The organism is Leisingera sp. M527 (assembly GCF_025141525.1).
Taxonomy (GTDB): Bacteria; Pseudomonadota; Alphaproteobacteria; order Rhodobacterales; family Rhodobacteraceae; genus Leisingera.
Genome location: NZ_CP081037.1, coordinates 1,951,341 through 1,964,580 on the forward strand (window position 1 = coordinate 1,951,341; position 13,240 = coordinate 1,964,580).

The window sequence follows — 13,240 nt, forward strand, 5'->3', positions numbered from 1 at the left end:
CCCATGCCCCGTTCCGTAACCGCTGACACATCCGGCAGTTTTCTGACTTTGACTTTTGAAGACGGCCAGCAGAGCCGTTTTCACGCGATCTGGCTGCGCGACAATGCGCTGGATCCTGAAACCCGCGCACCGGGCAATGGCCAGCGCCTGATCACCATCGGCGACATACCCGCGGACACCAGGATCAGCACCGCATTGGTGGAAGACGGCGCCCTGACAGTGACCTTTGCTCCGGAAGGCAAGACTGTGACCTTCCCCGGAACATGGTTGAACTCACACGCCTATGACATTGACAAAGATACTAAGTTTGGCCGCGTTGCGCCGGGCATTCAGACCTGGAAAAGCAGCCAGCCGGCGCCCGCCTTTGACTGGAACGACGTGCAGTCCGACCCCAAGGTCAAGCGCGACTGGCTGGATGCGATTGCCCGTCTCGGCTTTGCCAAGCTGGTGAACGGCCCCGTCAAGGAAGGCGCGCTGATTGACTGTGCAGAGATGTTCGGTTTTGTGCGTGAAACCAACTACGGACGCTTCTTTGAAGTCCGCACCGAGGTGAACCCGACCAACCTTGCTTATACCGGCCTGGGGCTGCAGGCGCATACCGATAACCCCTACCGCGATCCGGTGCCAAGCTTGCAGATCCTGTATTGCCTGGAAAATTCTGCTGAAGGCGGCGACAGCATCGTGGTGGACGGGTTCCGTGCGGCGGAACGGCTGCGCGAAGAAGATCCGGAAGGTTTTGCGCTGCTGGCCGGCTACCCGGCCCGGTTCGAATTCAAAGGCTCCGACGGTGTGCATCTGCACTCGCGCCGCCCGATGATTGAACTTGCGCCTGATGGCGAGATGATCGGCATGCGCTTCAACAACCGGTCGTCGGCGCCTTTTGTGGACGTGCCCTTTGAGAAGATGGAGGCCTATTACGCGGCCTACCGGCGGTTGGGCGAAATCATTGACGATCCGGACATGGGGGTTTCCTTTAAGCTGGAGCCGGGAGAGAGCTTTATCGTCGACAACACCCGGGTGATGCATGCACGTCTGGGGTATTCCGGTTCCGGTTCGCGCTGGCTGCAGGGCTGCTACGCTGACAAGGATGGGCTGCTGTCGACCCTTAATGTACTGAACGCACAGATCGAGGGCTAAGTCATGAGCAAGCCGGAGTTCTCTATGCTGAGCCAGGACAACATTGTCGCCTTCATCGGCGATATCTTTGACCGCCGCGGCGACGAGGAATACCTGGGCGAGCCGGTCACCATGACCGAGCATATGCTGCAAGGCGCCACCATTGCCGAAGCAAACGGTCAGCCGGAAGAAATTATCGTAGGAGCACTTCTCCACGATATCGGCCATTTCACCAGCGAGTTCGGCACTTTCTCCATGGACGACACCGAAGACCGGTTTCACGAAGAGGCCGGCGCCGAGGTGCTGGAACAGTTCTTCCCTTCTGTGATCACCGACTGCGTGCGGTACCATGTGGCGGCAAAGCGCTACCTCTGCGCCACCAAGCCCGAGTATTTCAAGCGTTTATCAGAGGCTTCCGTGCACTCGTTGAACCTGCAAGGCGGGCCGATGAATGCAGAAGAAGTGACCGAGATGGAGAAGAACCCGAACCTCAAGCAGATCATCGCCGTGCGCTATCTGGATGAGGCTGGTAAACGCGCCGACATGGATACGCCCGATTACTGGCATTTTGCGCCGATGGTGCAGCGAATGGTCGACAAACACATGAATGCTTGAACTTTCGCAAAATGAAGCTGCCGGGACAAGTTGAAAACTCCCGTTTCCAGCTGCCTCAGTTCTGAAACACAAAACGGCGCCCGTTGGGCGCCGTTTTCGCGGGTCAGTGGCAGCTCGTCAGACAAACAACTCGTGTGCAAGCTCCAGCGCGTCGATCAGCGTGTCGACTTCTTCCTTGGTGTTGTAAAGGCCAAAAGAGGCACGGCATGTGGCGGATACGCCCAAATGATCCATCAGCGGTCCGGCGCAATGATGGCCTGCACGCACCGCCACACCTTTTTTGTCGAGGATGGTAGAGACATCATGAGGATGTGCGGCACCCTCCATGGTGAAACTGAAAATAGCAGCTTTACCAACAGCTTGCCCCTGCACATTCACCCAATTCAGACCGGTCAGACGCTGCATTGCATAATCGCGCAGCCCGCCCTCGTGCCTGGCGATATTGTCCATGCCGAGATCCATCATGTATTCCAGCGCTACGCCAAAGCCGATGGTCTGAACGATGCCCGGCGTGCCGGCCTCAAACTTCATTGGAGGATCATTGTAGATGATCTGCTCCTTGGAGACTTCCTTGATCATGTCGCCGCCGCCGATGAACGGACGCATCTCAGCCATGCGTTCAGGCTTGATATATATCGCGCCCGAGCCGGAGGGGCCGTAAAGCTTGTGACCGGTAATCGCGTAGAAGTCGCAACCGATGTCCTGCACGTCGACCGGCATGTGGACCGCCCCTTGCGAGCCATCGACCAGTACCGGCACCCCCTTGGCATGGGCGCCTTTGGTGATGGCCTTCACGTCCACCACAGTGCCCAGCACGTTTGAGCATTGCGTGACTGCAACCAGCTTGGTCTTGGGGGTGATCGCGTCGATCACCTTTTGCGGATCCAGGCTGCCGTCATCTGCCACGTCGACCCATTTCAGCACCACGCCCTGGCGTTCACGCAGGAAGTGCCAGGGCACGATGTTTGCATGATGTTCCATCACCGACAGGATGATTTCATCCCCCGCTTCAAACCGCGGCATGGCCCAGCCATAGGCGACCAGATTGATGCCCTCGGTGGTGCCTGAATTCAGCACGATGGTGTTTTCATCCCCTGCATTCAGGAAGCGGGAGATAATACCGCGTACGGCTTCGTACTTCTCGGTCGCGAGATTAGAAAGGAAGTGCAAGCCTCGGTGAACGTTGGAATATTCCTCGGAATAGGCACGTGTTACCGCGTCAATCACCACCTGCGGCTTCTGGGCGGACGCACCGTTGTCGAGATAGGTCAGCGGCTTGCCGTTCACCTCCCGCGCAAGGATCGGAAAGTCGGCACGGATTTTTTCCACGTCATACATTTTCGGGAAGTCCCAGATTGGCTGGGCCGATCAGACCCACGATAAACAGAAGGGCAAACACCAGGATCATGCTGGCCATCATGACAACCCCAAGCGACCGCCAGACAGAGCCGAACTTGTGCGCCGCATTGACGAAGTGCAAGAGGATAAAGAACACCATGATGTTCGCGGCAATATTCAGCAGGGCAGCCAGGGCCGGCATAACCAGCAGCATCGCAACAACAGCCGCGTTAAGGCCTGCTTGCAGCAATTGCAGCCAAGTCACCAGTGCAAGCAGCCCCGCCAGGTTTCCCTGACCGCCCAGCCATCGGCCGGTGGTTGCAAGCATGGCGATAAAGCTGATTTGCAGCAGCAGTATAACCGCAAAATAAGCGCCCGGCGCAAACCGCGGTATCAGAACCTCTGGCGGCAGCGGAAACAGCACTTGCTGCAATGTATAGACGCAAGTGTTCAGCACCACTGACAGCAGAAAGCCCGTCCATAGCGCCTCGCGCGGCCAATCCTGGGCCAGGATTTGATGCGCAGCATCCCGCGGCGATTTCACCGTCAGCAGGGCAAAGGCGGCCAGTGCGTTCATTGCTTTGCCCAATACCCTTGGATCATGCCGGACACCCAGAACCACAGAAAGACCGCACACCACAGTGCCCCCACCAGGTTCAAGGCGGGACCAGTCCCGATGAAGCCGGCGACAAGCCCGTTCAGCAAAATCAGCGGGCTGGCTGCCAGAAAAGCCCAGAACAGCGCCAGCCGGGCGCAGTAGGCCTCGCCCTTTCCGCCTGCCGCGCGGGCAATCCAATGCGCGGCCAGGGCCAGCACGTACAGGACCAGCGGCGCGATAAACACGATGCCCAGCAATGAACCGCCCAGCAGCATATTCAGCTCCTGACCCGACAGATGCGCCTCGCGCGCCAGCCTTGGCATCTGCGCCACAAAGGTCAGCACACAGCCGCTGAGCAGGAAAATCAGCAGCCGGTCTTCGCGCACGCCCATGTCCAGAAGCCGCGCAAACACCTTGCGCGGCCCCTTATAGGTCGCCGGGATATCCGTGGTGACGGACATCAGCGGCGCCGGGCCAGCCAGCCTTCGAGGCGGGAAACGATGTCGGCCGCGATCTCCGCGTCCTCGATCTCTTCCACCGCTTCGGCCAGAAAGGCCAGCGTCATCAGATCGGTCGCTTCGGCATGGGGAACCCCGCGGGAGCGCAGGTAGAACAAGCCTTCCTCGTCGATCGCGCCAGAGGTGGAGCCATGCGAGCAGGCGACGTCATCAGCGTAGATTTCCAGTTCCGGTTTAGCCAGAAACTGGCTGTCGCCGTCCAGCAGCAAGGATTGGGAAATCTGATATCCGTCAGTCTTTTGCGCGCCTTCTTTAACCAGGATCTTGCCCTGAAAAACGCCGGTCGCACCGTTGCGCAGCACCTTCTTGAACACTTGGCGGCTTTCGCAGTTCACCGCGTCATGGGTGATGAATACGGTGTCATCGTGGTGAAAGTCGCCATCGCCCACGCAGGCACCCGCAATATGCGCAACCGCATCGTCGCCGGTCAGCTCAATCACCGCCTCGTTGCGGGTCAGCACACCGTTCACGGTCAGGGTGAACGATTTGAACACAGACTCGGCGCCAAGACGGGTGAATAGATGCGTTGCCGCGCGGCGCTCGTGGTCCCGGCCCTGCGCCCGCACCAGATGCAGCTTGCCGCCATCGGCAATGTCGATCTCCATGCACTTATTGAAACGCGAGGCCGCCGGGCCGTTTTCCAGGATCGTCACTTCGGCGCCGGTTTCCACGCGAACCACGTGATGCAGGATCGCGTCGGAACTCTCATCCGAATGCACATAAGTAAAGTTGATCGGTTTGGAGACCTTACCGGTCACCCGAATCGCCACGCCGTCGGTGGCAAAAGCGGTGTTCAATGCCGCCAGCGGGCGTTCCACCGGGGTTTGGCCACGCGCTTCAAGAACACCGTACAAATCCTTGGCCCAATGGATATCTTTGCAGCAGATATCCTCGATCCGGTCGATGGTCAAACCTTCCAGCGACAAATCATCCGAGGCTTCAGCGTCGAAAACGCCATCGACAAATACAATGTTCAGCCGCTCAAAAGCGCTGAACATCGGTGTTTCCTCCGCAGCGAACACTGCGGCATTGAGAGCCTCAGCCTGCACCAGAGTTTCGGGACGGGTGTACTTCCAGTACTCATCCCGGCGGTTGGGCAGGCCCATGGTCTGGACCCGCGACAGCGCTGCCTGCCGGGCCGCCTTCAGGCAGCCGCTTTCCGGCAGGGTCAGCGCGGACAGCCGCGCCTCGGTTGCGCTTTGCTTTACTTCCGGCAGGGCCATTTACGCCTCCTCTGCCAGGATGCCGGCATAGCCGTTGTTCTCAACTTCCAGCGCCAGCTCGGGGCCGCCGGTCTTGACGATGCGGCCGCCTGCCAGGATGTGCACAACGTCCGGTTTGATGTGGTCCAGCAGGCGCTGATAGTGGGTGATCACCAGGAAGCCGCGGCCCTCGTCGCGCAGCGCGTTCACGCCTTCAGCCACCAGCTTCATCGCGTCGACGTCAAGGCCGGAGTCGGTCTCGTCCAGGATGCACAGCTTCGGCTCCAGCATCGCCATCTGCAGGATCTCGTTGCGCTTCTTCTCACCGCCGGAGAAGCCGACGTTGACCGGGCGCTTCAGCATGTCGGCGTCGATCTTCAGTGTCTTCGCCTTGGCGCGGATGATTTTCAGGAAGTCGGAGGCCGACAGCTCTTCCTCGCCACGGGCTTTGCGCTGTGCGTTCACCGCGGTGCGCAGGAAGGTCATGTTGCCCACACCGGGGATTTCCACCGGGTACTGGAACGCCAGGAACATGCCGGCTGCGGCGCGTTCTTCCGGCTCCATTTCCAGGATGTCTGCGCCTTCCAACTCGGCAGAACCGTCGGTGACCTCATAACCGTCGCGGCCGGACAGCACATAAGACAGAGTGGATTTGCCCGAACCATTCGGCCCCATGATGGCGTGTACTTTGCCAGCTTCGACTTTCAGGTCGACGCCTTTCAGGATCTGCTTGTCTTCGTCTTCAAGTTTGACGTGCAGGTTTTTGATTTCGAGCATTTTTTCCTCGTCTCACATGTCTTGCGGGCATACAGCCCACGATATTCCATGGCCCCAGCTGGAGCCGTTGCATTCTTATCCCAGCACCACTGCGGTGCCACTGGCCGAGACCATCAGCATGGACTGTCCCACCACTTCGTAATCCAGATCCACGCCAACAACGGCATTGGCGCCCTTGTCCCGGGCGCGGTCTTCCAGTTCGGCCAATGCGGTTTCGCGGGCATCCTGCAGCTTGCTTTCATAAGCGCCGGAGCGGCCGCCGACGATGTCGGTGATCGAGGCAAAGACATCGCGCACCACATTGGCGCCCATGATCGCCTCGCCCACCACGATGCCCTTGTATTCGGCGATCTGGTAGCCTTCGACGCTTGGTGTAGTCGTGACAATCATGCGCTTGCCTCCGTCTTTAGTTTTACAAACTTCGACAGGCGCATTCCCTTGCGAACCTCAGTTCCATAAGAACGTTTTCCTGTACCCAGTTCCGCCACATCGTTGGCAGAGTGCCCCTCCAATTCGGTCGCATACTCAATTCCAAATAGATGAATGGATGTGACCATTTCGCGTTTTTCGGCTTTCAAGTAGCGATCCTTCAGGACATCCGCCAACTGATCTGTCGTCATAGCTTACCCCACAGACCCTTCCAGCGAGATCGCAACCAACTGCTGTGCTTCCATGGCAAACTCCATCGGCAGCGCCTGCAGCACGTCTTTACAGAAACCGTTGACCACCAGGGCCACCGCCTCTTCCTCGTCCATGCCGCGCTGGCGGCAGTAGAACAGTTGATCGTCGTCCACCTTGGAAGTGGTCGCCTCATGCTCCACGCGGGAGGAGTTGTTCTTGACCTCGATATAGGGAACCGTGTGGGCGCCGCAGTTGCCGCCGATCAGCAGCGAGTCGCACTGGGTGTAGTTGCGGCTGTCCTTGGCTTTTGGGTGCATCGACACCAGGCCGCGATAGGTGTTTTGCGCCTTACCGGCACTGATCCCCTTGGAAACAATGCGCGATTTGGTGTTTTTGCCAAGGTGCACCATCTTGGTGCCGGTATCGGCCTGCTGCATGTTGTTGGCGATAGCGATCGAGTAGAACTCGCCCTGGCTTTCATTGCCGCGCAGGATGCAGGACGGGTATTTCCAGGTCACGGCCGAGCCGGTTTCCACCTGGGTCCACATCACCTTGGCGCGGTCGCCGCGGCAGTCGGCGCGTTTGGTGACAAAGTTGTAGATGCCGCCCTTGCCGTTTTCGTCGCCCGGATACCAGTTCTGGACGGTGGAGTATTTCACCTCAGCGTCTTCTTCGATGATGATTTCCACCACTGCGGCGTGCAGCTGGGCGATATCGCGCGCCGGGGCAGTGCAGCCTTCCAAGTAGCTGACATAGCTGCCTTTATCGGCGATGATCAGCGTGCGTTCGAACTGGCCGGTGTTTTCCGCATTGATGCGGAAATAGGTCGACAGTTCCATCGGGCAGCGCACGCCCGGCGGCACATAGACAAACGAGCCGTCCGAGAATACGGCCGAGTTCAGCGTGGCATAGAAGTTGTCAGAAACCGGAACCACGGTGCCGAGGTATTTTTTGACCAGCTCAGGATGCTCGCGGATGGCTTCGGAGATCGAGCAGAAAATGACGCCCGCTTCCTTAAGCTCTTTCTGAAAGGTGGTGCCGACGGACACGGAATCGAACACAGCGTCTACGGCGACCTTGCGGCCCTCGGCGGGCGCATTTTCAGCGCCCTCGACGCCGGCCAGAATCATCTGTTCTTTCAGCGGGATACCAAGCTTTTCATAGGTCGCCAGCAGCTTGGGATCGACCTCATCCAGAGACTTGGGCTTCACTTCCATCGACTTGGGGCGGGCATAATAATACTGATCCTGGAAATCGATTTCCGGATAATCCACCATCGCCCAGTCGGGTTCTTCCTTGGTCAGCCAGCGCTCATAGGCTTCCAGCCGCCAGTTCAGCATCCATTCCGGCTCTTCGTTCTTTTCCGAAATCAGCCGGACAATATCCGTGGTCAGCCCCTTGGGAGCGTATTCCATCTCGATATCGGTTTCCCAACCGTATTTGTAAGCACCGCCAACCTCGCGGACTGCGTCCACGGTTTCCTGGTCAACACCATCCTTGACTTGGGTCTGGTCCAAAGCGGCCATTTGTCTTCTCCTCATTCACGCCGCGCGGGCGCGATGTTTCTTTTCTTTTAACAGCCACGCATCGGCAAAGCGCAGCACGTCTTCTTCTGTTGTTTCCGGCCCCAGCGACACGCGGATTGCGCCCTGCGCCGTTGCCTCGTCATATCCCATTGCGGTCAGCACCGCGCTGGCGCGCACCTTGCCGCTGGAACAGGCGCTGCCCGCGCTGATGGCAAATCCCGCCAGATCCATCTGCATGACCTGGGTTTCGCCCTTCCAGCCCGGCGTCGCAAAACACAGGGTGTTCGGCAGCCGCCTCTGATCCTTCCCGACAAAAATAGTATGGCTTGCGCCAGACACAAGCGCCTTTTCTAGAATATTTCTAAGTTCTGCAACCCTGTCCCAGACACCATTTGCCAGATCTTTTGCCGCGGCTTCAGCTGCGGCGCCGAAACCCGCGATTCCAATGACATTTTCCGTACCGGAACGCCGGCCCATTTCCTGTCCGCCGCCTTTGATCTGCGCAGGCAGATCGGTGCCGCGTTTGATCACAACTGCGCCGATGCCCTTGGGACCGCCCAGTTTATGCGCAGAAATCAGCGCCATCTGCGCGCCCAGCCAGTTGAACGCCACCGGCAATTTACCAAAAGCCTGGGTCGCATCAGTCACCGCCAGCCCGTCCGGCAAGTGCTGAACAATGCCAGTTTCGGAATTGGCCAATTGTACTGTGCAGGATGCGGGATCGGTAACCCTGACCGTCCCGTCGGCACTTACCTCAAGATCTTCCACCGTCCAGGCACGCACTGCATCATGTTCCACCGGGGCGCCATGCAGCCCGCGGCCCGCCAATGCCAGCGATGCGCCTTCCGTGGATCCAGAGGTGAACACGATATCCGCCCCATCAGCACCAAAAGCGGTTGCGACCTGCGCCCGCGCCTTCTCAACCAACGCCTTGGCAGCGCGGCCTTCGGCATGCACCGACGACGGGTTGCCGCAAATATCCATCGCCGCGATCATAGCCGCCCGCGCCTCGGGGCGCAGGAGGGCGGTGGCATTATGGTCAAGATAAACGCGTGTCATAGAGTCATCTTTTTACGGATCGGTGCCGCCTCATACGCGGCCTTGCAGCATTTCGCAAAGCTTTCCCGCGAAATTTGTGCGGTATCCGTGCAGGGTCCGGAGAGACAAAGAAGGTGAAATCTTTGCACCTCATTCATCCACGACAGCAAACAGGCTGGGCACCGCCGGACATGGCGCCAGATCATTCTTGATCACATCCGACAGACGGGTTTGATGCAGAAACACATAGACATGCGCGCTCAAACCCTCCCACAGGCGGTTGGTCAGCGATTGCGCCCGGCTGCCGGACAGCGCGCCCGAGGCGCCTGCCCCTTTGTGCATCGCATCAACAGTTTCATCCACGGCAGACAGCACATCGACCACCCGGATCTCTGATGGCACCATCGCCAGGCGGTAGCCGCCGCCAGGGCCGCGCACCGACTCGACCAGTCCCGCACGGCGCAGCTTGACAAACAACTGCTCCAGATACGGCAACGAGATATCCTGCCGCTTGGAGATGTCCCCCAGCGGCACCAATTTGCCCTGCGGCTGCAGCGCGATATCCGCCAGCGCGACCATTGCATAGCGCCCTTTGGTGGAAAGCTTCATATTTTATCCCTCAAAACCAGGGCGCGAGTGTGAAAACATTGACCTTCCCCGCGTCTGTGCGTATCTCAGCCTGACGGTGTATGGCGAGGCCAGCGCCCTTGATTAGAACTGTTCTAAGATGCCCGACGGAACCCGTCAAGTTTTCTGCCGGCAGTCGCGAGAACGAGAGTAGGATTTGAACCACCCATGCCCGAGGTCATCTTTCCTGGACCCGAAGGCCGCCTCGAAGGCCGCTATCACCCGCAAAAAGAAAAAGACGCCCCGATCGCCATCGTACTGCACCCGCATCCGCAGTTCGGCGGAACCATGAACAACAAGGTGGTCTACAACCTCCACTACGCGTTCTACAACATGGGCTTTACGGTTCTGCGGTTCAATTTCCGCGGTGTCGGCCGCAGCCAGGGCGAATACGACCAGGGCGTGGGAGAGCTGTCGGATGCGGCCTCGGCGCTGGATTACCTGCAGTCGATGAACACCAATTCCAAGCATTGCTGGGTTGCGGGTTTCTCGTTCGGCGCCTGGATCGGCATGCAGCTGCTGATGCGCCGCCCGGAGATCACCGGTTTCATCTCTGTTGCACCGCCGGCCAACATGTATGATTTTTCCTTCCTGGCGCCCTGCCCGTCCTCCGGGCTGATCATCAACGGCACATCCGACCGTGTGGCGCCGCCTGCAGATACCGCCAATCTGGTTGGCAAACTGCATGAGCAGAAGGGGATCACCATCACTCATAACGAGATCGAGGGTGCGGATCACTTCTTCCAGGAACCGCATATGGACACGATGATCGGCGATGTATCCGATTACGTGAAGCGCCGCCTGACCGAGAACAGCCGCTGATGGGCACGATCGAAACGCTGGCGCAGAAACTGGCGGTCGATACGATCAAGGTACAGGAGGCCAGCGGCGAAGACCGGCTGTATGTGGAGGTGGGCCAAGTGCTTGGCGCCGCCTCCCAATCTTTGGAAGAAGCGTTTCTGACCGAAATGCGCGTACGCCTGGCTGAGCGCAAGGCGCGGGAGTTCCTAAATCAGAAAGTCAGCGCAATTCAGGCGCAGCTTGACGCAAAGGGCGACGCATGAGCGACCGGCTGGACGCGCAGTTCGCATTCTTGCTGAAAGCAGACAAGCTTCGCCGCATTGACCGCCAAAACCTGATCATTGATTGCAGCCGCCGCGAGAATTCGGCGGAACACAGCTGGCATCTGGCGCTTTATGCGCTGGTTATGGCGCCGTTTGCCGCGCCGGACGTGGAGATTTCCCGCGCGATCCGGATGCTGCTGCTGCATGATCTGGTCGAGATCGACGCCGGCGATCACCCGATCACGGATGACGTTGACTGGGACGCCGTCGCACAGGCAGAGCAAGCCGCCGCCAAACGCCTGTTCGGCCTGCTGCCCACGGACCAGGGCGCTGAATTCCTGGACCTGTGGCAGGAATTTGAGGCCGCGGCCAGCCCCGATGCGCGCTTTGCCAAACGGGTGGACCATTGCCAGCCGATTTTTCAGACGCTCTATGGCAGCAAACCGCTGGATTGGCATGTCGATGTGGTCCGGCAAAACCTGAACGGCGGGCGCGCAGCCGCGCTGCAGCAGGACTTCCCGGAAGCCTATCACCACGCATTGGCCCTCCTGAACGAAGATACCGGCTTTGACTGCGGCCACCTGACGGCCCGCCTGCCATTTCTGAATGAAGCGGACAAGCTGAAGCTGATCACCCGTGCGTCCAAGCTGGGCGATGGATCACGCCACGAAAACTCGGCCGAGCACAGCTGGCACATCATGCTGTATGCTTGGGTGCTGGCAGAGCACAGCGCCGGCCCGCTTGAGGTCGACCGGGTGCTGCAAATGCTGCTGCTGCACGATCTGGTCGAAATCGATGCAGGCGATGCGCCGATCCACGGCGTGATTGATCCCGCAGCCCTCGCGGCGCTTGCGGCCAAGGAAGAAGCCGCCGCTGACCGCCTGTTTGGCCTGCTGCCCCCGGACCAAGGCCTGCCTATGCGGGCCATCTGGGAAGAATTCGAGGTGGCAGAAAGCCCTGACGCTGTTTTTGCAAAAGCCATCGACCGGGTGCAGCCGGTTCTGCTTAACCTGCTGAACGGCGGCGGCAGCTGGGTGGATTATGACGTGCGTTTACCGCAGATCGACACCCGGGTTGGCGAAAAGGTCAACCGTGGTGCGCCCGGCGTCTGGCGTTATGTGCGGGCCAAGATTGAGCCCTGGTTCCGGGACGCTGGACGCCTGTAGCGGTGAACCGGCGGGGCACCAAGCCCCGCCAGCCCTGCCTCACGCGAGAAACGGTTGAAACGGCTGCGTTTCAGCCCCGCTCGCGGTAAGTGTCAGGAATTCACCGGGTTGCAGCTCGTTCCATGCGTCACCTGTGTCCTCAAGCGGTTCTGATACAACCGCCCATCCGTTCAAACTGCGGCTCCAGCGGTAATAGACCGATGGCGCAATACTGTCAGAGGAGTAGCGCGCCGCATAAAGCGTCTCTCCATCCGACATCGCTGCGGACAGGCGCATATGCGGGGTGCTGCCACGGGCGCGCGACAAAGCCTCCATGCAGCCCACCGCCCGCTCCAGCGCCGCTTTCGGATCTGTGTCCAAGCCTTCGCGCAGGGCCAGAAGAAACAGCACTTCGCTGTCTGTAGCCCCTTTGCGGTGCTCATAAAGCTCATCAGGAATGCACATATCGGCATGGCGGCGGAAGGTTTCGAAACCGCCGACCTGCCCGTTGTGCATGAAACTCCACCTGCCAACCGCAAAGGGATGGCAATTGTTGCGGCTGGTCGCGGATCCGGTTGAGGCCCGCACATGCGCCAGGAAAAGACCGGATTGAACCTGATTCACCAGCGCACGCAGATTACAGTCCGACCAGGCCGGGTAGACATCCCGGTAGAGCCCCGGCTCGGTCCGCTGCCCGTACCAGGCAATGCCGAACCCGTCGCCATTGGTTGCGGTCTTGCATTCAACCGCCTTCTGGCTTTGTGCAATCAGTGAATGCGCCGGGGTGGAAATGATGTCTTCCAAAAAGACCTTGGTACCGGTGTAGGCAGCCCAGCGGCACATATGTCGCTCCTTGTGTTGAAGATCCTATCAGGATTTATTTTCTGATCTAATCGCTGTAATTGGAATATTTCCCTAAAACAGATCGGATTTTTAATACAGCGTATCTGCGCACAGTCATCTGTTCACTGCCGCGGCGGCCGAAAATAAGGCAAACAGTGACGCATTGGGACTTCCTGCACTGCATTGAATACGGTACCGGAGATAGGAACACT

The 13,240-nt window shown here is 59.1% G+C and carries 16 protein-coding genes; 5 read left to right on the plus strand and 11 right to left on the minus strand.

What is annotated here, in order from left to right; all coding sequences use genetic code 11:
• Positions 1 to 3: 3 nt before the first annotated feature.
• Together K3555_RS09785 and K3555_RS09790 are read left to right on the plus strand one after the other, a co-directional pair.
• On the plus strand, positions 4 to 1,137 hold the full coding sequence (locus tag K3555_RS09785; protein ID WP_260008320.1) for a gamma-butyrobetaine dioxygenase: 1,134 nt from the start codon (positions 4 to 6) through the stop codon (positions 1,135 to 1,137).
• A gap of 3 nt (positions 1,138 to 1,140) precedes the next feature.
• On the plus strand, positions 1,141 to 1,731 hold the full coding sequence (locus tag K3555_RS09790) for an HD domain-containing protein (protein ID WP_260008321.1): 591 nt from the start codon (positions 1,141 to 1,143) through the stop codon (positions 1,729 to 1,731).
• 117 nt (positions 1,732 to 1,848) lie between these two features.
• Here K3555_RS09790 and K3555_RS09795 read toward each other — a convergent pair whose 3' ends face one another.
• The 10 genes from K3555_RS09795 to K3555_RS09840 all read right to left on the minus strand — a co-directional run bounded on the left by K3555_RS09795 (position 1,849) and on the right by K3555_RS09840 (position 9,958).
• On the minus strand, positions 1,849 to 3,069 hold the full coding sequence (locus tag K3555_RS09795; protein WP_259992260.1) for a cysteine desulfurase: 1,221 nt from the start codon (positions 3,067 to 3,069) through the stop codon (positions 1,849 to 1,851).
• Positions 3,062 to 3,646, minus strand: a complete 585-nt coding sequence (locus K3555_RS09800; RefSeq protein WP_259999165.1) for a YIP1 family protein — start codon at positions 3,644 to 3,646, stop codon at positions 3,062 to 3,064. Before K3555_RS09800 ends, K3555_RS09795 begins: the two co-directional genes overlap by 8 nt.
• Positions 3,643 to 4,128: a YIP1 family protein gene (locus K3555_RS09805; protein WP_260008322.1), complete on the minus strand. Its 486-nt coding sequence runs from the start codon at positions 4,126 to 4,128 to the stop codon at positions 3,643 to 3,645. Before K3555_RS09805 ends, K3555_RS09800 begins: the two co-directional genes overlap by 4 nt.
• Positions 4,128 to 5,408: a SufD family Fe-S cluster assembly protein gene (locus K3555_RS09810; RefSeq protein WP_260008323.1), complete on the minus strand. Its 1,281-nt coding sequence runs from the start codon at positions 5,406 to 5,408 to the stop codon at positions 4,128 to 4,130. The genes K3555_RS09805 and K3555_RS09810 overlap by 1 nt, the downstream gene beginning before the upstream one ends.
• Complete coding sequence (gene sufC / locus K3555_RS09815; RefSeq protein ID WP_260008325.1) at positions 5,409 to 6,164, minus strand: Fe-S cluster assembly ATPase SufC; 756 nt, start codon at positions 6,162 to 6,164, stop codon at positions 5,409 to 5,411.
• 75 nt (positions 6,165 to 6,239) lie between these two features.
• A complete protein-coding gene (locus tag K3555_RS09820) occupies positions 6,240 to 6,554 on the minus strand; it encodes a heavy metal-binding domain-containing protein (protein WP_260008326.1) in 315 nt (104 codons plus the stop codon).
• Positions 6,551 to 6,784 (minus strand): hypothetical protein, encoded by a 234-nt coding sequence (locus K3555_RS09825; RefSeq protein WP_260008327.1) that lies wholly within the window; start codon positions 6,782 to 6,784, stop codon positions 6,551 to 6,553. Before K3555_RS09825 ends, K3555_RS09820 begins: the two co-directional genes overlap by 4 nt.
• Positions 6,785 to 6,787: 3 nt before the next feature.
• The gene (sufB, locus tag K3555_RS09830; RefSeq protein ID WP_259992274.1) at positions 6,788 to 8,311 is read right to left on the minus strand and encodes a Fe-S cluster assembly protein SufB; all 1,524 of its coding nucleotides are present in this window, start codon (positions 8,309 to 8,311) and stop codon (positions 6,788 to 6,790) included.
• A gap of 15 nt (positions 8,312 to 8,326) precedes the next feature.
• A complete protein-coding gene (locus K3555_RS09835; RefSeq protein WP_260008329.1) occupies positions 8,327 to 9,370 on the minus strand; it encodes a cysteine desulfurase family protein in 1,044 nt (347 codons plus the stop codon).
• Between the two features lie 129 nt (positions 9,371 to 9,499).
• Positions 9,500 to 9,958: an Rrf2 family transcriptional regulator gene (locus tag K3555_RS09840; RefSeq protein ID WP_129370835.1), complete on the minus strand. Its 459-nt coding sequence runs from the start codon at positions 9,956 to 9,958 to the stop codon at positions 9,500 to 9,502.
• A gap of 186 nt (positions 9,959 to 10,144) precedes the next feature.
• Here K3555_RS09840 and K3555_RS09845 point away from each other — a divergent pair, with 186 nt between their 5' ends.
• From K3555_RS09845 to K3555_RS09855, 3 genes are read left to right on the plus strand one after another with little or no spacing between them, the layout of a single operon-like run.
• Entirely contained in the window at positions 10,145 to 10,798 is a 654-nt protein-coding gene (locus K3555_RS09845) for an alpha/beta hydrolase (protein WP_134829836.1), read from the plus strand.
• Positions 10,798 to 11,040 (plus strand): hypothetical protein, encoded by a 243-nt coding sequence (locus tag K3555_RS09850; protein ID WP_259992280.1) that lies wholly within the window; start codon positions 10,798 to 10,800, stop codon positions 11,038 to 11,040. The genes K3555_RS09845 and K3555_RS09850 overlap by 1 nt, the downstream gene beginning before the upstream one ends.
• Positions 11,037 to 12,206 carry an HD domain-containing protein gene (locus K3555_RS09855; RefSeq protein WP_260008330.1) on the plus strand — a complete coding sequence of 390 codons (1,170 nt, stop codon included), beginning with the start codon at positions 11,037 to 11,039 and terminating at the stop codon, positions 12,204 to 12,206. The genes K3555_RS09850 and K3555_RS09855 overlap by 4 nt, the downstream gene beginning before the upstream one ends.
• Positions 12,207 to 12,245: 39 nt before the next feature.
• Here K3555_RS09855 and K3555_RS09860 read toward each other — a convergent pair whose 3' ends face one another.
• Positions 12,246 to 13,028: a class II glutamine amidotransferase gene (locus K3555_RS09860; protein WP_260008332.1), complete on the minus strand. Its 783-nt coding sequence runs from the start codon at positions 13,026 to 13,028 to the stop codon at positions 12,246 to 12,248.
• Positions 13,029 to 13,240 lie beyond the last annotated feature (212 nt).

Bases quoted from the DNA above. Each gene is read 5' to 3' on its own strand.
- K3555_RS09835 (WP_260008329.1), bottom strand. From the start codon at position 9,370: ATGACACGCGTTTATCTTGACCATAATGCCACCGCCCTCCTGCGCCCC.
- K3555_RS09785 (WP_260008320.1), top strand. From the start codon at position 4: ATGCCCCGTTCCGTAACCGCTGACACATCCGGCAGTTTTCTGACTTTG.
- K3555_RS09840 (WP_129370835.1), bottom strand. From the start codon at position 9,958: ATGAAGCTTTCCACCAAAGGGCGCTATGCAATGGTCGCGCTGGCGGAT.
- K3555_RS09860 (WP_260008332.1), bottom strand. From the start codon at position 13,028: ATGTGCCGCTGGGCTGCCTACACCGGTACCAAGGTCTTTTTGGAAGAC.
- K3555_RS09810 (WP_260008323.1), bottom strand. From the start codon at position 5,408: ATGGCCCTGCCGGAAGTAAAGCAAAGCGCAACCGAGGCGCGGCTGTCC.
- sufB (WP_259992274.1), bottom strand. From the start codon at position 8,311: ATGGCCGCTTTGGACCAGACCCAAGTCAAGGATGGTGTTGACCAGGAA.
- K3555_RS09805 (WP_260008322.1), bottom strand. From the start codon at position 4,128: ATGTCCGTCACCACGGATATCCCGGCGACCTATAAGGGGCCGCGCAAG.
- K3555_RS09820 (WP_260008326.1), bottom strand. From the start codon at position 6,554: ATGATTGTCACGACTACACCAAGCGTCGAAGGCTACCAGATCGCCGAA.
- K3555_RS09850 (WP_259992280.1), top strand. From the start codon at position 10,798: ATGGGCACGATCGAAACGCTGGCGCAGAAACTGGCGGTCGATACGATC.
- sufC (WP_260008325.1), bottom strand. From the start codon at position 6,164: ATGCTCGAAATCAAAAACCTGCACGTCAAACTTGAAGACGAAGACAAG.
- K3555_RS09825 (WP_260008327.1), bottom strand. From the start codon at position 6,784: ATGACGACAGATCAGTTGGCGGATGTCCTGAAGGATCGCTACTTGAAA.
- K3555_RS09845 (WP_134829836.1), top strand. From the start codon at position 10,145: ATGCCCGAGGTCATCTTTCCTGGACCCGAAGGCCGCCTCGAAGGCCGC.
- K3555_RS09790 (WP_260008321.1), top strand. From the start codon at position 1,141: ATGAGCAAGCCGGAGTTCTCTATGCTGAGCCAGGACAACATTGTCGCC.
- K3555_RS09800 (WP_259999165.1), bottom strand. From the start codon at position 3,646: ATGAACGCACTGGCCGCCTTTGCCCTGCTGACGGTGAAATCGCCGCGG.
- K3555_RS09855 (WP_260008330.1), top strand. From the start codon at position 11,037: ATGAGCGACCGGCTGGACGCGCAGTTCGCATTCTTGCTGAAAGCAGAC.
- K3555_RS09795 (WP_259992260.1), bottom strand. From the start codon at position 3,069: ATGTATGACGTGGAAAAAATCCGTGCCGACTTTCCGATCCTTGCGCGG.